Origin of the sequence: Niabella beijingensis (assembly GCF_020034665.1) — a bacterium.
Classification (GTDB): domain Bacteria; phylum Bacteroidota; class Bacteroidia; order Chitinophagales; family Chitinophagaceae; genus Niabella; species Niabella beijingensis.
The window spans coordinates 1,878,879-1,899,255 of the sequence record NZ_JAIQDI010000002.1 but is presented as its reverse complement, the minus strand read 5'-3'; the positions used below and the strand labels follow the sequence as shown (position 1 = coordinate 1,899,255).

Below are 20,377 nucleotides of genomic sequence, written 5' to 3'. Positions count from 1 at the left end.
AACAATATGAAAAAAGCTTTATTAGTTAGTTGTTCGCTATTGGTTGTATGTGTTTTAACTGCACAGGATGTGGTGCTGTTCACTGACGAAGGATTTGAAAAAGAAACGGGATGCATTGCACATGGAACGACAGTATCCGTTTCTTATCCATCCACAGGTTCTGATAAAATAACCGGCGTACCAGATAAGAACTTTCATATTTACCTGTGCCTGGGCCAGTCGAATATGGAAGGGGCGGCAACGCCACAGGTGCAGGACAGCCTGGGTATCAGTGACAGATTTAAAATGTTGGCTTCGGTTGACTGTGATAATCGTGGAAGAAAAATGGGCGGTTGGTACCTGGCAATTCCCCCGCTTGCGCGGTGCCATACCGGCCTTGGCCCGGCAGATTATTTTGGAAGAACAATGGTGCAATATCTCCCGCAGAAAATAAAAGTAGGCATTGTTAATGTGTCTGTCGGCGGATGCAAAATAGAGTTATTTGACGAAGACAGCTGTGCCTCCTACGCGGCAAAACAGCCCGACTGGATGAAAAATATGATCCGGGACTATGGTGGCAGCCCGTATCGGCGATTAGTGGAAATGGCAAGGCTTGCGCAGAAAAGCGGTATTATAAAAGGTATTTTGCTACACCAGGGCGAGTCGAATACCGGTGATACTTTATGGCCGCAGAAAGTAAAGAAAGTGTATGAACGCCTGTTGCACGATCTGAACCTGGATGCAAAAGAAGTGCCGCTGCTGGCCGGTGAACTGGTACCCGAAGACCAGAACGGAGCCTGCGCCGCAATGAATAAAATTATCCGCACACTGCCTCAAACGATCGCGACGGCACATGTAGTGCCGTCAGCAGGTTGCCAGGGTGTTAGCGACCGGTTGCATTTCAGCGCCGCCGGTTACAGAAAATTGGGAAAGCGGTATGCGGCAGTAATGTTGGAACTGATGGGCGAAAAAATTATAGCAGAGTAAAATAAGCTATGATGCAATTTTTAAAAAATATATATTTGAGACGTCCCTTATTATGTATTGTATTTACGGCTGCAATCCTGTTTTCCTGCAACAGCAGTAAGAATGCGACCATTACAGTCCCCTCTGAATGGGTGGGCACCTGGGCTGCTGCACCGCAACTGGTAGAGCCGGGCAATATGCCTCCCCAACCGGGGCTGCGTAATAATACAATCCGCCAGGTGGTGCGTGTGTCTGCAGGTGGAGGTAAACTCCGCGTGCAATTTTCTAATCAATTCAGCAAGCAGCCGGTTACTATAAAAAGCGCAACTATTGCTGTGGCTAAAGAAGGTAGCCGTATTGATGACGCCACGCAGGCGCTATTGCGGTTTAGCGGCAAAGAAACGGTAACAATGCAACCCGGAACCGAACTTTTTTCGGACCCGGTAGATTTTAAACTCAGGCCGGGTTCACTGCTGGCCATTACCATTTATTTCGGAGAGACATCGCCATCCCTTACGGGACATCCCGGTTCACGTACCACATCTTACATTCTTGGCGGAAATCAAATCAAATCTGCTGATTTTAAAGATGCGGTTAAAACCGATCACTGGTATGTGATTAAGGGTATTGATGTAATGACTTCCCCCAAAGCTTTTGCAATTGCCGTTTTGGGCAATTCTATTACTGATGGAAGAGGCTCCGGCACCAACAGGCAAAACCGCTGGACGGATATCTTATCGGAACGCTTGCTGACCAATCCCTCAACACAAAACCGGGGCGTGTTGAACCTGGGTATCGGGGGCAACTGCGTATTGCGCGGCGGTTTAGGACCTACAGCTTTAGCCCGCTTCGAAAGGGACATCCTTTCGCAAAGCGGCGTAAAATACCTGTTGATACTGGAAGGGATCAACGATATTGGCGGAATCAAAAACGCAGATGAAGTACCTGAAATAGCACAGCAACTGATAGCGGCATACGCGTTAATGGCTGATAAGGCGCACGCAAAGGGAATGAAAGTATATGGTTGTACGATCCTGCCCTTTCAAAAATCTTTTTATGACACACCTTTCCGGCAGCGGGCAAGAGATATAGTGAATGAATGGATACGTACCACCCGAAAATTTGATGCGGTAATCGATTTTGATAAAACCATGCGCGACCCGGATGATCTTAGGAAAATATTACCCGATCTGCATGATAATGACTGGCTACACCCCAATGAAGCCGGTTATGAAAAGATGGGCACATCCATAGATCTGAACCTGTTTGCACAGTAAAACAAATACAATACATAAAAATAACGATAATGATAAAGCTTGGTTTAATGCATTGGCAGCGCGTGGTGCTGGCTTTGTTCCTGATAGTTCCAGGTACAATGTCGGCTCAAAAGGGAAAGTTACGGCAGACAGAACGCAACATACCCGTCTTTACACAATTTTCTTATAAGGGCAATGACGCCGTCTATAAGGAATATCCTCTGAACGCGGGTGAATTTTACAATCCCATTCTGCAGGGCTGTTATCCCGATCCAAGCATTGTGCGCAGGGGGGATGATTACTTTTTGGTAAACTCATCCTTTTCGATGTTTCCGGGTGTTCCCATCTTTCATTCGACGGATCTCGTAAACTGGAAACAGATCGGCCATGTACTGGACCGGCCTTCCCAACTAAAGGTAGCGAAAGCGGGTGTTTCAGCAGGCATTTATGCACCATCCATTAAATATAACAGGCACAATGAAACCTTTTATATGATCACCACCCAGATTGCCGGCGGGATCGGTAACATGGTAGTAAAAACAAAAGATCCTTTCAAAGGCTGGGGTGAAGTGATTAAACTGAAGTTTGATGGAATCGACCCCTCCCTGTTTTTTGATGATGATGGTAAAGCTTACGTGGTACACAACGATGCGCCTGATAAGGGGAAGGAATTATACAGTGGCCATCGGGTGATCAAACTGTGGGAATATGACCTGGAAAAGGATGAAGTAATTCCCGGGACGGATAAAATACTGGTGGATGGAGGCGTGGATATTTCGCAAAAGCCGATCTGGATCGAAGGGCCGCATCTGTATAAAAAGAAGGGAAGATATTACCTGATGTGTGCAGAGGGGGGAACCGGCGACTGGCACAGCGAGGTGGTTTTTATGAGCGATAATCCCAAAGGGCCTTTTATACCCGCGCCGGGCAATCCCATACTCACTCAACGATATTTTCCAAAAGACAGGAAGGCAAAAACGGACTGGGCGGGACACGCTGACCTGGTGGAGGGAAAAGACGGAAAATATTATGGTGTATTCCTGGGAATTCGCCCTAACGCAAAAGATCGGGTAAACACCGGGCGCGAAACCTTTATACTTCCTGTTGACTGGAGCGGTACTTACCCCGTTTTTGAAAATGGACTGGTTCCCCTGAAAACGAAGCAAAAACTCACCGCCGGAGTTCTCAATCAAACAGGGGAAAATGGATTTCTTCCCAATGGTAATTTCACATTTACCGACAATTTTTCGGCGCCTGTTTTGGACTATAGATGGATTGCGATGCGCGGCCCCCGTGAAAATTTTATCAGTACATCTTCCGGGGGAGGTGTAGCTATAAAGCCATTTGAAACGACTATAAAGGCACAGGCTCCTGTTGCTGCACTTTTCTGCCGGCAGCAACACGCCAGCTTTGAGGCAAAGGTGACAATGACCTATATCCCCCGGTCTGATAAAGATCTTGCCGGTATTACCTGTTATCAGAGTGAGGCTTTTAATTATGTTTTTGGCGTCACAAAAAAGGATAAGGATTATTACCTGGTACTGGCAAGGACCGAACGGAAGGAACCGCTCGGTAGCCCTGGCACAACCACAACGATAATCGGTGACACAAAGATCGATGTGACCAAACCTATAGAACTGCGGGTGGTGGCATCCCCGCAGGATGAATATTCTTTTAGTTATTCTGCCGATGGGACCACTTATCATAATGTAGGAGTTCCGGTTTCGGGTGATATTTTGTCAACAAATGTTGCCGGCGGCTTTACCGGTGCATTGATTGGCCTGTATGCCACTTTGGATAATGATCTGCAGCCTTAGCAATTGTTAACAGATAAATATATGTGGAATGTATAAACTGTTAACCGGATTATTGGTCGCATTAAGCATCTGGGGCTGTGATACTCCTTCAAAATCGGCTTCAAGCGCAATAATCGCAACGCCTTATAAAAATCCCCTGATCTGGACCGATATTCCGGATCTGTCGGTTACAAGAAACGGTAACGACTACTACCTTATCAGCACTACCATGCACCTGATGCCGGGTGCACCAATTATGAAATCGGGTGATTTGGTACATTGGGAAATCGTAAGCTATGTATTTGACAGCCTGACAGATAATTCAAAATACAATTTAATTAACGGCACGGTTTACGGACGTGGCCAGTGGGCATCTTCCATCCGTTATTATAAGGGGAAATATTACGTGCTTTTTTCGCCAAACGATGCACCTTACAGGGCGTATATTTACAGCAGCTCCGAACCTGCTTCGGAAAAATGGAAACTTGTTTCCCGTACACCACATTTTCACGATGCTTCCCTTTTTTTTGATGATGATGGCAGGCCATTTGTTTTTTCCGGAACACGGGTTACAGAGCTGAAAACCGACCTGTCGGATATAAAGCCCGGAGGTATCAATACCGATATCTTCAAAAAGGATGCTGAAGAAACCGGTCTGCTCGAAGGAAACCAGGTGATAAAGCATAACGGGAAATATTATCTGCTGATGATCTCCTGGCCAACAGGCAAGCCGCGCAGGCAGGTTTGTTACCGCGCTGACCGTATCACCGGACCCTACGAAAAGAAAGTGATCCTGGAGGATAATTTTGCCGGATTTCCATATGTGGGGCAGGGCTGTATTATCGATAGTAAGACCGGCGATTGGTTTGGATTGATCTTCCAGGACAGGAATAGCATAGGTCGTGTGCCATTGTTAGTGCCTGTGCGCTGGATAGACGGCTGGCCGATGCTGGGTGATGAAAATGGTAAAGTGCCCTTGCAGGGCAGTACCCCCTTAAAATCTAAAGATACCGGTAAACGGATTGTTGAAAGCGATGACTTTTCGGACAGAAAGTTAAAGATCAACTGGCAGTGGAACCATAACCCGGTTAACAGTGCCTGGTCGCTGACGGAACGTCCCGGTTATTTGAGATTAAAAACAAACCGTGTTGTTCCGAACCTGTACCTGGCCCCCAATACCATTACCCAACGTATGATGGGGCCTACGTGCAATGGCATTGTTGCAATGGATATTTCAAAAATGAAAGATGGCGATGTGGCGGGCTTCAGTGCTTTTAACGGGCATTCAGGTATTTTGTCGGTGGTTGCGGAGGGTACCAAAAAGTATCTTACAATGAGCACTGAGGTGGTGGAGTTAAGCGAAAAGGAAAAAGCGGTTACAAAGGTAACTGTCAAAGAAAAAGCCCGCGTAGCGCTCAGTCAGGATAAGATCTATCTACGTATTGACGGCGACTTCAACCTCAATAAGGACTGGGCGAAGTTTTATTACAGTCTGGATGGCAGTAACTGGACAAAACTTGGCCCGGAATATAAAATGATCTTCGATTACCGTAAACTATTTATGGGCAGCAAATTTGCCCTGTTCAACTATGCCACAAAATCACCGGGCGGATATGTAGATGTGGATTATTTCAAATTTGCCGTTGGCGAGCGGTAAGCGGCTTTTAAATAACTTCTAAAGTAAATAGCATAAAATATACAAAGAATGAAAAATGAGTATTCAATCGACCAACTGAAATACATTGCAACCCAGGCCAGGCGTGATGTGGTAAGGATGGTGCATGGCTGCCAGTCGGGCCATCCGGGCGGCTCACTGGGATGCGCCGATTTTATGACGGCTTTGTATTTCAAAATCATGAATCATAAACCGGATTTTAATATGGATGGATTAGGGGAGGACCTCTTCTTTTTATCCAACGGTCATATTTCGCCCGTATTTTATTCGGTACTGGCCCGTAGCGGTTATTTTGATGTTGAAGAATTAAAGACGTTCCGGAAACTAAATTCCAGGTTACAGGGGCATCCCACCACGCATGAGGGACTGCCGGGCGTTCGCATGTCATCAGGATCCCTGGGGCAGGGATTGTCTGTGGCTATTGGCGCCGCATTAACTAAAAAAATAAAGAAGGACAAAAGCCTTGTCTTCTCTTTACATGGCGACGGGGAGCTCCAGGAAGGGCAGATCTGGGAAGCGGCGCTTTTTGCCGCCGCCAAAAAGGTAGATAACCTGGTGATGACCATTGATGTGAACGGACAACAAATAGACGGTTCCACAGAACAGGTGCTTTCGTTGGGTGAACTGGATACCAAATGGAAAGCTTTTGGCTGGAGAGTATTATATATGGACGGAAATGATATGGAAGAAGTGGTGGCAACGCTATTGTTGGCCCAAAAGAAAGCCTTAAAAAAGAAACCTATTTGCATATTAATGAAAACCAACATGGGACATGGGGTAAGCTTTATGACGGGCTCTCATAAATGGCATGGTATTGCACCGAACGACGAGCAGTTAAGCCTTGCCCTCTCTGAATTACAAACCAGCATGAATGACTATTAATAGTATTAAAATGACGAAATATACTTATACAGAAAAAAAAGATACCCGATCGGGTTTTGGTGCCGGCCTGCTTGAGGCGGGTAGAAGAAATAAAAATGTAGTGGCTTTGTGCGCCGACCTGGTGGGCTCTTTAAAGATGGACGCATTCATTAACGAATTTCCCGAACGATTTATCCAGACCGGTATTGCGGAAGCAAACATGATGGGGATGGCAGCCGGTATGACCATTGGGGGATCGATCCCATTTACCGGAACTTTTGCTAATTTTTCAACCGGTCGGGTATATGACCAAATACGGCAAAGTATTGCTTACAGTAATAAGAATGTGAAAATATGTGCATCCCACGCGGGTCTTACCCTTGGAGAGGATGGAGCTACTCACCAGATCCTTGAAGATATCGGTTTAATGAAAATGTTGCCCGGCATGACGGTCATCAATCCATGTGATTACAACCAGACCATGGCAGCAACTATTGCCATAGCAGAATACGAAGGACCGGTTTATCTGAGGTTTGGCCGTCCTGCTGTGCCGGTATTTACCAATCCTGACCAGGAGTTTGAAATAGGAAAAGCGTGGCTCGTACGGCCTGGAAAAGATGTAACCATTGCGGCAACCGGTCATTTGGTATGGGAGGCGATACAGGCTGCGGAAAAACTGGAACAGGAAGGTGTTGACGCGGAAGTGATTAATATACATACCATCAAACCCCTCGACGAGGCGGCGATACTGAGCTCTGTAGCAAAAACGGGTTGTATTGTAACGGCTGAAGAGCATAATAAAATGGGAGGGCTGGGGGAGAGTATTGCCCGGTTGCTCACTACCACCAGGGTGGCGCCCCAGGAATTTGTAGCGGTAGACGATTCTTTTGGAGAAAGCGGCAAACCGGCAGAATTAATGATCAAATACGGACTTGACGCTGACAATATAGCCGGGAAAGCCAAGAAAGTGATGAAAAGGAAAGCATCGTTGACAGATTAATTTACATGATGGACGATGTTGCAAAACTTCCTGATTATAGCGGTCGATACGGCACCGTTCCCGACGGATACGATAAGGAACCTTACCAATGGAGGGGGGACAGGTGCCGAAAACTTTTCTCAAAAAATCAAAATAGAACCAGTCGGTGGCACTTCCGGATACAAGGGACCTGCTCAAAAGTTTTTAAATGTTTCTCGTAAGAAAAATTGCATTGCTTCAGGATTGGGAAATCAATAAAATAGCAAAATATATAAACTGTAATATTTTGAAAATAAATATTTTACAATTTCAATTTCTTGTATCATTCATATTTCAACATATGTTACAATTGTTTCAACATCCGTTAAACCGGCTTTTTGGGAAGTCCCCTAGTTTTGGCAGTCTGTGATATACATTGTAGTGAATGATGGACAACTCCCGGAGGAGTATTTTTTTGATCTGAAATTGTAATCGATTGCATTGCTGGTCACCGGCAGTTAAACTGTTCGCCGGCGCATTCTATAAAAGGCTTGCATTCAGGAATGAAAAAGAAGCAGGGTTTGCCATTGCAACCGATTAAAATCCATAGATACTGTATAATATAATGGCCATTCTTTAACGAATAAAACTAAAACGATGGAAAAAATGCCTCGAAATCTAAAAACGACTGGTTGTTCTTACGCCATATTAACAACCTATTTTAAAAGCTTGCTATACCTGTTTGCTGTATTGATTTTATCATTTGATGCAGCGGCACAAACAAACAGGATACAGGGAACTGTTAAGGATAATGCAGATGTACCCATTCCGGGAGCATCCATTTTGGTAAAAGGTACAGGCAGTGGGGTTAATGCCGACAGTAGTGGTGTTTTCTCCATAGATGCGGCGCCGGATGCAGTACTGGTAGTTAGTGCAGTTAATTATCTGCAAAAAGAGATACCTGTTTTAAATCAGAACCAGCTGGCAATAGTTCTGGAAGACGGGTTGGGGAAAATGGACGAGGTCATTGTAGTAGGGTACGGTACACAGCGCAAAGAGGCGGTTACCGGTTCGGTAGCTTCCGTAAGCGGGGCTACTTTAAATCAGATACCTGCGGCAAATATATCCCAGGCATTACAGGGGCGGGTGGCAGGTGTGCAGATGGCTCAAACCTCTACAAAACCCGGCGCAACTATGCAAATTCGTATTCGTGGTACGCGTTCCATCAATGCAGAAAATGATCCTTTGATCGTATTGGACGGGATCCCCTTTGCAGGAACCATTGCAGATATTAGTCCGGAAGATATAAAAAGTATAGATATCTTAAAGGATGCGTCTGCAACAGCTATCTACGGTTCCCGGGGTGCCAATGGTGTTATATTAATTACCACTAATAAAGGAAGCCGCGGACGAAAAGCACAACTTACCTATAGCGGTTATTATGGCATTAAGGATGTAATGAAATACCCTATGATGGAAGCCGATAAATACATCGCCCTTCGCAAAAGAGCCGATTTAAACCGTAACCCGGGCATAGATGAAGATACAACGGGCGCCATTAATACCGATTGGCAGGATCTGTTTTACAGGTCGGCTAAAGTTCAGAATCACGACCTGAGTGTAGGTGGTGGAACGGACAAGAGCCAGTATAAGGTGGGAGTAGGTTATTACCGTGATGAAGCGCCCATCCCCGGATCCCAGTATAGCCGCTTTTCTATCCGTGCGTCATTAGATCAGCAAATTGGCAAACTATTTCGTATAGGATTTACAACCAATAATAATTATAGTATTACCGATGGTGCTAATTTAGGTATGTACGGGGTGCTGAGCATGTCGCCGATTGCCAATCCATTTAACCAGGACGGAACCACGAAGCGTGTTGTAGTAATGCCGCAGGACCAGCAATGGGTCTATACCAGGGAAACGATGGATGCATTGGGCGATAAATACATCAACCGCACCAAGGATTTTGGTTCTTATAATTCGGTTTGGGGAGAATTATCTATTCCGGGTGTACAGGGGCTTAAATACCGTTTAAACTTAGGTGCCAATTATCGCAACAGCAATACCGGTAGCTATCAGGGTATCGGTGTGTTTAGTTCCGATATCGCAAACCCTAATACGGCATCTATAAGTAATGCTTATACAACCCAGTGGGCGGTGGAAAACCTGCTTACGTATGATAAAACCTTCAACGGGGTCCATAAAATAAATGCAGTGGCTTTATATTCTACAGAACAGATTAGCTATAACAGCTCTTCTGTTGGCCGCAGGAACCTTGCTGGGGACAATTTTCAGTATTTTAATTTAGGGCAAACCTCAACCGGTAGCAATGATGATATTTCCATCAACCCCGACAACCAGGCGTACTGGGTCAGCGGGCTGATGTCATACATGGGGCGTGTAATGTATTCTTACGATGATCGTTATATGATCAGCGCTACGTTCCGTTCCGACGCATCCTCCCGATTAGCAGTGGGACATAAATGGCATAGTTACCCGGCCATATCAGCAGGCTGGAATCTTCGCAAAGAGTCCTTTATGAATGGAGCTGACTGGCTGAACTCCCTGAAACTGCGGGCCGGATACGGACAGACATCCAACCAGTCGGTAGCACCTTATGCAACGCTTGGACGTTTAAGTGTACGCCCGTACAATTTTGGTGAGAGTAACGCAAATGGTTATTATGTAACAGAACTTCCCAATCCGGCTTTAGGGTGGGAGTATTCAAAAACCAGTAACCTGGGCTTAGACTTTTCAATGTTTCAAAATCGCCTGAGCGGTACTGTAGAGTATTATGTAACCAAAACAGAAGACTTATTGTTAAGCGTGGGACTGCCGCAAACATCAGGTGTAAGCAGCTATACGGGTAATGTGGGGGCTACTCAAAATAAGGGTTTTGAAATCTCACTGAACGGTGTTTTATTGGATGATCACAACGGGTGGACCTGGGAAGCAGGCGTAAATCTTTACCGGAACGTAAATAAAATTGTAAGTCTTGCGTCAGGGCAATTACGTGATGAAGGGAACTGGTTGTTTGTTGGCCATCCCTTAAATGTAATTTTTGATTATCAAAAAACAGGTATTTGGCAGGCGAACGAAGCGGATGCAGTAAAACAATACGAAGGTCCGGCGGGTGTACCCGGAATGATTAAGGTATTGTATACGGGCGATTACAATGCCGATGGTTCTCCCACCCGGATTATTGGTTCTGACGACCGACAAATTATTAACGCCGATCCTAAATTTTTAGGGGGCTTTAATACCCGGGTGGGCTACAGGAATTTGGATTTAACCATAGTTGGCGTTTTTCAAAACGGAGGTATCTTAAACAGTACCCTTTATGGCGCTAACGGTTATCTTAATCTTGAAGATGGCAGAAGGGGGCAAATAGATATTGATTACTGGACCGAAGATAACCCTAATGCCAAATACCCGGATCCCCGTAGTCCTAAAAGCAGCAACAATCCGAAATATGGCTCAACGCTTGGCTATTTTGACGGGTCGTTTATGAAAATACGGACTATTTCCCTCGGATATAATTTCACACAAAAGTGGTTGAAAAACCTGGGTATTGAAAGGATGCGTTTATATGCAACGGCACAGAACCCGTTTGTATTCTTCTCTCCTTATTACAAAGAATCAGGTATGGATCCCGAAACCAACTCTTATGCAAACGACGGTGCTAACATGGCCGTGGCATATGGTTACGGGCAGCGAAGACTTTTAACGGTGGGCTATAATACACCAACCAGCCGTAATTATTTATTAGGGATTAACATCACATTTTAAAACCTACAGCAATGAAACATAAATATATAAGAACCTGTTGGCTCGCAATTTTTGCAGCACTGTTTATAACGGGATGTTCTAAAATACTGGATGAAAATCCCCGCAGCATATTTACCCCGGACTACTTTAAAACCGATGCGGGTGTAAAAGGGGGTATCACAGCGCTTTACGGACACCTGCGGCTGATGTACGGAAACGGTTACTTCATTAACGCCAATCAGGTAAGTACTGATGAACATACATGGGGTCAAAACTCTGACGGTAATGTAAAAAACCTCGATTTTTCAGGCGTAGGCGTAATCGATCCTGCATCCAGTAATACCGGTATTGTCTGGGGAGCCGCTTTCCCAGCTATCAATACGGCCAGCGGTGTGATAGAAAACGGAGCTGCGGTTGGCGTCGTCGAATCATTAATTGCAGAAGCAAGATTTTTCAGGGCCTTTGATTATTTCCTTTTGGTGCAAACCTTTGGTGGTGTACCGTTAGATCTGGGCGGTGGCGAATTGAAATTTAATACATCAACTGTTCGGACTTCAAAACGTAATACCGTTCCTGAAGTATATACGAAAGCTATATTCCCTGATCTGCTGCTGGCTGCAGAACAATTGCCCGATGTGGGCAGGGTAACCGGCGGGGTTACCAAAACTGCCGCACGGTTGTTTCTTGCAAAAGCCTATCTTACCTATGGATGGTGGCTGCAAAACCCCAACAGTATTCCTACTTATCCCGAAGCTGCGCGAACAGATCCCGACGGGCATGATGCGACCTGGTATTTTCAGCAGGCCTATGACGTGGCAACCACAGCGATCGCTAACCCCGCATCTTTTGGTTTGCAACCGACATTTTATGATGTAAACAACGGCCCCAACGACCGGAACAACGAATCGGTATTATATGCTGACCATACCGAAAAAAGCAGCATCTATAATGGAGGCGATTTGGGTTATAGCGGTGGCGGTTTTGGAACTGACAATTTTGCCCACTGGTTTGAACAATGGAATTATACGAATATCAGAAGCAGTACCTCCAGTACATCATGGGCAGCGGTAAGCTCTGTTCAACGCGCTGCCACCCAGCCTTTAGGGCGCCCCTGGACCATGATCGCACCACCGCATGGTGTGTTTACCAAAACCTTTGCTGATAAAACAAATGATTCTCGTTATGATGGTACGTTTGTAACAAGGTATCGGAGTAACTGGAAAGAAGCCGGTATTGCTGCGAATCAGATGTATAATGCTAATTATTTACCGGTATCAAACGGTGATGTTATCCTTACATTTTTAAATACTGATGTAGGCGGTGTAGACTATTCAAACTCGATCTATAACAGTAATGTTGGTGCCGGTGTATTGCCCGGGCGTGCGGATTTTGTAATTGAACCAAAAGCTTTTAGCAGGATATGCTATCCCGGCAACTGGAAAATGGGGCCTTATCGTACCGATAACAACGGAGGTTTGGGTCAGCCAAACGGAAGCCTTACCCGTCCTTATGTTGCCGCCAAATTTTCTGAGTTGTTCTTCATAGCTGCTGAAGCAGCTGTTAAAGGTGCCGTTACTAAAGGTGTAGCAGGTGCCTACGCAAATGACGGTTCAGCAAGAGGATTGATAAATATAATTCGTGCGCGCGCCGGAAAGTGGCGTTGGGATAACGGAGGCAATGTTGCCAAAGTACAGGATAACAGTGTTGCCTTAATTGCCGCTACACCCGCTGCAATAGATATCAATTATATACTTGCAGAACGTTCCCGCGAGTATTTTGGGGAAGGATACCGTTGGCTGGATTTGGTGCGTACACAAAAATGGAGCGAACTGAGCAGCAGCTTCGAAATTGCCGGCAAAACCAATCCGAACGACTGGAAGGATCATACAATAGGTACCGTTACCCGTACAATTACTCCTGCCCATTATCTGCGGCCGATACCTCAATCCCAACTTGATGGAATGGATATGAGCACTGAAGAGAAGAGGGCTTATCAGAACCCGGGATATTAAGCATCCCGGATAAAGTGTTTCGGTTTTATTATTGACCTGTACGTTGGTTCTGATTTTTTTTCATACAGTACGTAAATTATTTAAAACAAGATAAGAGCGTTATTATGAGTATTATTCTAGGAGATCATGAATACTTTAAAGGTGTTCCTGCAATACAATATGAAGGTCTGGAAAGTGATAATCCGCTGGCTTTTCGGTGGTATGATGAAAACCGGATAGTAGCCGGTAAGACTTTAAAAGAACATTTTCGTTTTGCATGTGCTTACTGGCATTCGTTCTGCAATGACGGTAACGACCCTTTTGGTCCCGGCACCCATGTATTCGATTGGAATCTAAAGGCAGATCCCGTGGAACGCGCCAAAGACAAGATGGATGCGGCTTTTGAGTTTATCACTAAAATGAACCTTCCGTTCTATTGTTTTCACGATGTCGATCTTGTAGATTACGGGCCAGATATCAAAGAAAATGACAGGCGCTTAGAGGCCCTGGTAGACTATGCTAAACAAAAACAGGCCGAAAGCGATGTAAAGTTATTGTGGGGCACCGCCAATGTATTTTCCAATCCACGTTATATGAACGGCGCCTCCACCAATCCTGATTTTCATGTATTATCCCATGCGGCGGCGCAAGTAAAAGCGGCAATCGATGCTACCATAGAACTGGGCGGGGAGGGTTATGTGTTTTGGGGGGGCAGAGAAGGGTATATGACCCTGCTAAACACCGATATGAAACGGGAAAAAGAACATTTAGCCCGCTTCCTGCACACCGCCAAAGATTATGCGAGGAAAAATGGTTTTAAAGGTACGTTCTTAATAGAACCCAAACCCATGGAGCCCACCAAACACCAGTACGATTTTGACAGTGAAACCGTAATTGGTTTTTTACGCCAGTGGGATTTGCTGGACGATTTCAAAATAAACATCGAAGTAAACCATGCTACCCTGGCAGGTCATACCTTTCAGCACGAGCTGCAGGTAGCCGCCGATGCGGGCGTATTAGGTTCGCTGGATGCCAACCGCGGCGACTATCAAAATGGCTGGGATACCGACCAGTTCCCTAATAATTTAAACGAGCTCACCGAAGCAATGTTAATCTTCCTGGAAACCGGCGGACTGAAGGGAGGAGGAATCAACTTCGATGCCAAGATCCGCAGGGCATCCACAGATCTGAATGACCTGTTTTATGCACATATCGGCGGAATGGACACATTTGCAAGAGCGCTGATTACGGCTGATGCCGTATTAAACAAATCAGACTATAAACAGGTCCGGGCGGAACGTTATGCCTCTTTCAACAGCGGTAAAGGCCGGGAATTTGAACAAGGAAAGCTTTCCCTGGAAGAGCTGCGTGCCTATGCCATTGAAGCCGGCGAACCCGCCAGCAAAAGTGGTAGACAGGAATACCTGGAGAATATTATCAACAGGTACATTTAGCGGGTGACAACGGCCATGGATAATTCAATGAAAGCAAAACAATGTTACTATTAGGAATCGATGTAGGAACTTCCTCTGTTAAAGTTTCGGTAGTGGATGGTGCTACTCAGCAAACCATTGCTTCCGCCCAATATCCGGAAACGGAACGGGAGATCATAGCGCTGCAATCCGGTTGGGCAGAGCAGTCGCCCGAACGCTGGTGGAATGACGTAAAGGACGCGATTAAAAAACTGCATGAAACAGGCAAATACAACAGGAACGATATCGGCGCTATCGGGATATCGTATCAAATGCATGGTTTGGTATTGTTAGATAAAGCGGGTAATGTGCTGCGCAATAGCATTATCTGGTGTGATAGCCGTGCTGTTCCATATGGAAACCGCGCTTTTGAAGGTCTGGGCACAGACTATTGTTTGTCGCGTCTTTTAAATTCTCCCGGAAATTTTACGGCAGCAAAACTGGCCTGGGTTAAGGAAATGGAACCGGAGCTCTACAAAAAAATCGATAAAATAATGTTGCCCGGCGATTTTATAGCGCAGCGGCTCACCGGCAGCATCACAACCACGCCTTCTGCCTTATCGGAAGGCATCTTCTGGGATTTTTTAAATGCCCGGTTATCAGCAGATATCATGGATTTTTTTGATTTCGATGAAAAGCTTATTCCTCAAATCGGCGATGTATTTGCAACACATGGCAGTCTGACCAGGGAAGCCGCGGAAGAGCTATTCTTAAAAGCAGGTATCCCTGTATCGTATAAGGCCGGTGACCAGCCAAACAATGCGCTGTCACTGAATGTGCTCGAACCGGGCGATGTGGCCGCCACTGCCGGTACATCAGGCGTTATTTATGGAGTGAGTGACCGGCCTGTCAGCGACCCCCGGAGCCGGATCAATAGCTTTGCCCATGTCAATTACAGCAAGGAGCAGGAGCGAATTGGTGTACTGCTTTGTATCAATGGAACCGGCATTTTGAATCGCTGGATCAGAAACTTAAATGGCGGATTTTCCTATCATAAAATGAATGAGCTGGCGGAAACCATACGACCCGGAAGTGAAGGCCTGTCGATATTGCCCTTTGGCAATGGCGCGGAGCGTATGCTGAACAATAGGATCATCGGAGCCCATCTGCATAATATCGATCTGAATAAGCACAGCAATGCGCATATATTACGGGCAGCACAGGAAGGAATCGCTTTTGCGTTCCGATATGGGTTGGATATAATGCGCAGCAATGGCATGAATCCTTCGGTAATCAAAGCGGGCAAGGCCAATATGTTTTTAAGTCCTGTATTTACAGAAGCCTTTGTAAACGTTACCAACGTGCCGGTAGAACTCTACAACTGCGATGGAAGTGTAGGAGCGGCGCTCGGTGCAGGTATAGGATGCGGCTATTTTCGTAACACCGGAGAGGCCTTTCAGAAACGTGAAGCGCTTTCCATTATTCAACCGGTGCAAACCCGGTTATATGATGAGCTGTATACAGAATGGAGAAACCTGCTGGATAAGCATATGGAACAGCAGGGGGCGGATACGGGTGTAGGATGTGTACGGAAATACCTGTAGCGCTGTTAGCGCTTTTATCACAGTTTAAATGAATGCTGTATGTCAGTAAAGAAGGAAGTTACTATTTATGATCTTGCAGATGAATTAAATATATCTGTTGCAACGGTCAGCAGGGCATTGAAAGACGATCCTGTTGTCAGCAAAAAAACAAAAAAGAAGATTTATGAACTTGCTGAAAAAAGGGGATACCGGACGAACTATTTTGCCCGTAGCCTACGTAAACAGGTAACCAATACCATTGGATTTATGATCCATGAGCTGAACAGCAATTTTGCCAATTCGGTTTTATTAGGAGTAGAAAAAGTAACAACAGAAGCAGGTTATGATTTGATCATAGCCCACTCTTCAGAAAGTTATGAAAAAGAAGTGGCAAATGCCAAAAACCTCTTTAATAAACGGGTTGACGGCCTGATTGCGGCTTTGTCTTTTGATACGAAAAATTATGATCATTTTAAATGGTTTTCGGATAAAGGAGTACCGGTTGTCTTTTTCGACCGCGTGGAGCAAGGCAATGGCAACACCGTGGTGGTAATCGATAATTATAAATGTGGTTATGAAGCGACCAGGCATTTAATCGGACAGGGATGCAGACACATCGCGCATGTCAGCTCTAATTTGGCCAGGAATGTCTATGCGGACCGTTACAGGGGCTACCGGGACGCATTGCGGGATGCAGGACTGCCCTTTGATGAAAATCTGGTACTGATCGACAATTTAAGTGAAAACGCCGGTATTGTTTCTGCTAAGAAAATCCTTGAGATGAATCCCGTCCCCGATGGTGTATTTATTACCAATGATTTTGTGGCCGCGGCGTTTATAAAAACCTTAAAGGAACATAATGTTGGGGTGCCTGGTGATATTGCAGTCGTCGGGTTTAATAACGATGCCATAGGACATCTGATCGAACCTTCGCTTACTACTGTCAATTATCCCGGAATTGAAATGGGAGAGGTTGCCGCCCGGGCGCTCATCAATCATTTAAAAGGTACAAGCGATATAAAACAGATCGACACCGTAATTATTAACTCGGGACTAATCATTCGCCAGTCTTCGTTAAAAAGAACAGAGTTATAAAGCTTAATTTTTTTATTCCATCCCGGATGCGCTCAAAAGTTTTTATGAAAAGAAGTTTTTTGTTTTTCGCATTGCTGATGTTCTCCGGTGTTTGCCGCGCAGAAGATGGTTATCGACTTTGGCTGAGGTATAATAAGATAGAAAATGCAGCAATGCTTCATCAATACAGGAGCAATATCTCTGGTATTGCTGCGCACGAGGCCTCCGCTACCTTAATGATCGCAAAAAAGGAACTCCAGTCAGCGTTAGAGCATCTACTGGATGCTAAAATTGCAGATCAGCAGGAGGCAGGGGACAAAACTGTAGTACTGGGAACACCGCAAACCTCACCGGTGATAAATCGGTTGCTGCGCTCGGTTAATTTTAATCTGGGCAAAGAGGGCTATGCGATTCTTACGAAAAAGAATGATGGCAAAAAAATAACGATGATTGCGGCCAATACTGATATCGGTGTTTTATATGGAACCTTTGCATTTTTACGTTTAATACAGACCTTTCAATCCATTGATGAACTTTCAATAGTAAGTGTTCCTAAAATTCAGCACCGGGTGCTGAACCATTGGGATAATTTAAACCGTAGCGTAGAGCGGGGGTACGCTGGCATTTCTATATGGAACTGGCATACGTTACCGGGTTATATAGATCAGCGTTATATCGATTATGCAAGAGCAAATGCTTCCATAGGAATTAATGGAACAGTACTGACCAATGTAAATGCCAATTCCCTTGTATTAACAAGGCCGTATCTTGAAAAAGTGAAGGCGCTTGCAGATGTATTCAGACCCTACGGTATCCAAGTATATTTAACCGCAAAGTTCAACGCACCGGTAGAGATCGGCGGGCTAAAAACAGCAGACCCCCTGAACGCTGAAGTGAAAAACTGGTGGGCAAAAAAATGTGATGACATTTACGAGTTGATTCCTGATTTTGGTGGCTTTTTGATAAAAGCGAATTCTGAAGGGCAACCGGGCCCTCAGGGCTATGGAAGAACACATGCCGATGGAGCAAATATGTTTGCCGATGTACTGGCGCCACATGGGGGTATGGTAATGTGGCGCGCTTTTGTTTACGACGCCCGGGTACAGAAAGAAGAAGAACATTTTTCGGAAGGCGCCACCGGGCATAGCAGCGACATAGCTGCCGAAGACCGGTTCAAGCAGGCTTACGATGAGTTTAAGCCGCTGGATGGAAAATTCAGGAAAAATGTGCTGGTGCAGGTAAAAAACGGTCCGATTGATTTTCAGCCCCGGGAACCCTTCTCGCCCTTACTGGGCGCTATGCCTCAAACCAACCTCGCCTTGGAGTTCCAGTTGACGCAGGAATACCTGGGACAGGGAACGCACCTGGTTTATGAGGCGCCCTTGTTTAAAGAATGCCTGAACGCAGATACCTATATCAGGGGAGAGGGATCAACTGTTGCAAAGGTGATTGATGGTTCATTGCAACGCAGTACGATTACGGCTATAGCGGGCGTGGCAAATATTGGAAATGATATTAATTGGACGGCACATCCCTTTGGCCAGGCAAACTGGTATGCCTTCGGCAGGCTCGCGTGGAACCATGATCTGTCATCGGAGGAGATTGCAGAAGAATGGTTAAAGCAAACCTTTACCAACGATGGACAGTTTGTCGCAAAAGTAAAAGATATCATGATGGGCTCCCGCGAAGCGGCAGTGAATTATATGACACCATTAGGACTGCATCATATTATGGGGACCGGGCACCACTACGGGCCTGCACCCTGGGTTGCCAACGCGGGAAGGGCAGACTGGAACCCGGTTTATTATCACAAAGCGGATCAAACGGGTTTAGGATTTGACCGAACAGCAACCGGTAGCAATGCACTGGCACAATATGCGCCCCGGGTACAACAACAATGGGGTAACAGGAACACCTGCGATGAAAAGTTTATACTGTGGTTCCATCATGTTCCCTGGAATTTCAGAATGAAAAGTGGCAAGACCCTTTGGGGGGAACTTTGCGATAAATATTACGCTGGAGCAGCCGCAGTAAGATGGATGGAGCAGCAATGGGACGGCCTCAGGAAGTATGTGGACCGGCAACGGTTTGAACAGGTACGAATGCTTTTAAAGATCCAGGAAAAAGAAGCTGTGTGGTGGCGGAATGCGTGTTTATTATATTTTCAAACATTTTCGAAACAACCAATACCGGGGCAAAACGAACCACCTCGTGAAAGCCTGGACGATTATAAACGTCTCAGGTTTCCCCTTGCCCCGGGTATTAATAATGTAAACTAAAAAGATACCGTGGAACCTAAAAGAAAAATTGCAATTGTAACGGGTGGCGGCTCGGGCCTGGGGAATGCGATTGCCCGCAAATTTCTGCAAAATGATATTGAAACCATTATTGTGGGGCGGAATGCCGGTAAACTGCAAGAAGCCGGAGAACATCTTGATCGCTTATGTCATGCAAAAGTACTGGATATAACTGATTTTGGCGCTATACCTGCCTTCGTGGATACGGTAGCCGAGGAGTTTGGACGCATTGACATACTGGTCAATAACGCGGGTATTAATATGAAGAAGGACTTTGAAACGGTAACCGATGAGGAGTTTCAGAAAATAATGAATACAAATGTGAATGCAGTGTTTGCTTTGAGCCGGGAGGTGACAAAATACATGTTACAGGCTGGTTCCGGTTGTATCATCAATATCAGTTCTATGGCGGCGTTATATGGATTACCCAAAGTGATAGCATATAGCGCCTCCAAATCAGCCGTTGACGGAATGACAAGGGCAATGGCCGTGGAATTAGCGCCCGGGGGTATCCGGGTTAATTCGATAGCTCCGGGATTTATTTATTCAGACATGACAGACAAAGCCCTGAACAGTGATCCCGATCGTAAGGCACGGGTATTTGCCCGTACCCCAATGGGCAAAATGGGGCAGCCTGAGGACATCGCCCGGGCGGCGCTTTACCTTGCAAGTGATGCCGCGGAATATGTTACCGGCATTACATTGCCTGTAGATGGCGGCAATAGTATTGGCTTCTAATTCTAATCATCAATGAATAT

The 20,377-nt window shown here is 45.6% G+C and carries 14 protein-coding genes; all 14 read left to right on the top strand.

All coding sequences use genetic code 11. The features are described from left to right. Positions 1-6: 6 nt before the first annotated feature. The 14 genes from K7B07_RS23960 to K7B07_RS23895 all read left to right on the top strand — a co-directional run bounded on the left by K7B07_RS23960 (position 7) and on the right by K7B07_RS23895 (position 20,357). A complete protein-coding gene (locus tag K7B07_RS23960; RefSeq protein ID WP_223713078.1) occupies positions 7-966 on the top strand; it encodes a sialate O-acetylesterase in 960 nt (319 codons plus the stop codon). 35 nt (positions 967-1,001) lie between these two features. Beyond that, positions 1,002-2,222 carry an SGNH/GDSL hydrolase family protein gene (locus K7B07_RS23955; protein ID WP_223713077.1) on the top strand — a complete coding sequence of 407 codons (1,221 nt, stop codon included), beginning with the start codon at positions 1,002-1,004 and terminating at the stop codon, positions 2,220-2,222. A gap of 29 nt (positions 2,223-2,251) precedes the next feature. Beyond that, complete coding sequence (locus K7B07_RS23950) at positions 2,252-4,018, top strand: glycoside hydrolase family 43 protein (RefSeq protein ID WP_223713076.1); 1,767 nt, start codon at positions 2,252-2,254, stop codon at positions 4,016-4,018. A gap of 28 nt (positions 4,019-4,046) precedes the next feature. After that, positions 4,047-5,654: a glycoside hydrolase family 43 protein gene (locus tag K7B07_RS23945; protein ID WP_223713075.1), complete on the top strand. Its 1,608-nt coding sequence runs from the start codon at positions 4,047-4,049 to the stop codon at positions 5,652-5,654. A 48-nt stretch (positions 5,655-5,702) separates the two neighbouring features. Beyond that, a complete protein-coding gene (locus tag K7B07_RS23940) occupies positions 5,703-6,554 on the top strand; it encodes a transketolase (RefSeq protein WP_223713074.1) in 852 nt (283 codons plus the stop codon). Between the two features lie 10 nt (positions 6,555-6,564). Next, the gene (locus K7B07_RS23935) at positions 6,565-7,533 is read left to right on the top strand and encodes a transketolase family protein (RefSeq protein ID WP_223713073.1); all 969 of its coding nucleotides are present in this window, start codon (positions 6,565-6,567) and stop codon (positions 7,531-7,533) included. A gap of 15 nt (positions 7,534-7,548) precedes the next feature. Beyond that, positions 7,549-7,770, top strand: a complete 222-nt coding sequence (locus tag K7B07_RS23930; RefSeq protein WP_223713072.1) for a hypothetical protein — start codon at positions 7,549-7,551, stop codon at positions 7,768-7,770. 387 nt (positions 7,771-8,157) lie between these two features. Next, the gene (locus K7B07_RS23925) at positions 8,158-11,283 is read left to right on the top strand and encodes a SusC/RagA family TonB-linked outer membrane protein (RefSeq protein WP_223713071.1); all 3,126 of its coding nucleotides are present in this window, start codon (positions 8,158-8,160) and stop codon (positions 11,281-11,283) included. Between the two features lie 11 nt (positions 11,284-11,294). Then, complete coding sequence (locus tag K7B07_RS23920; protein ID WP_223713070.1) at positions 11,295-13,274, top strand: RagB/SusD family nutrient uptake outer membrane protein; 1,980 nt, start codon at positions 11,295-11,297, stop codon at positions 13,272-13,274. Positions 13,275-13,378: 104 nt separating this feature from the next. Then, a complete protein-coding gene (gene xylA, locus K7B07_RS23915; protein ID WP_223713069.1) occupies positions 13,379-14,707 on the top strand; it encodes a xylose isomerase in 1,329 nt (442 codons plus the stop codon). A gap of 41 nt (positions 14,708-14,748) precedes the next feature. Beyond that, the gene (locus K7B07_RS23910; protein WP_223713068.1) at positions 14,749-16,269 is read left to right on the top strand and encodes a xylulokinase; all 1,521 of its coding nucleotides are present in this window, start codon (positions 14,749-14,751) and stop codon (positions 16,267-16,269) included. A 39-nt stretch (positions 16,270-16,308) separates the two neighbouring features. Continuing rightward, the gene (locus K7B07_RS23905) at positions 16,309-17,343 is read left to right on the top strand and encodes a LacI family DNA-binding transcriptional regulator (protein ID WP_223713067.1); all 1,035 of its coding nucleotides are present in this window, start codon (positions 16,309-16,311) and stop codon (positions 17,341-17,343) included. Between the two features lie 44 nt (positions 17,344-17,387). After that, entirely contained in the window at positions 17,388-19,601 is a 2,214-nt protein-coding gene (locus K7B07_RS23900) for an alpha-glucuronidase family glycosyl hydrolase (RefSeq protein ID WP_223713066.1), read from the top strand. Positions 19,602-19,610: 9 nt separating this feature from the next. Next, on the top strand, positions 19,611-20,357 hold the full coding sequence (locus tag K7B07_RS23895) for an SDR family NAD(P)-dependent oxidoreductase (protein ID WP_223713065.1): 747 nt from the start codon (positions 19,611-19,613) through the stop codon (positions 20,355-20,357). The last annotated feature ends 20 nt before the right edge of the window (positions 20,358-20,377 follow it).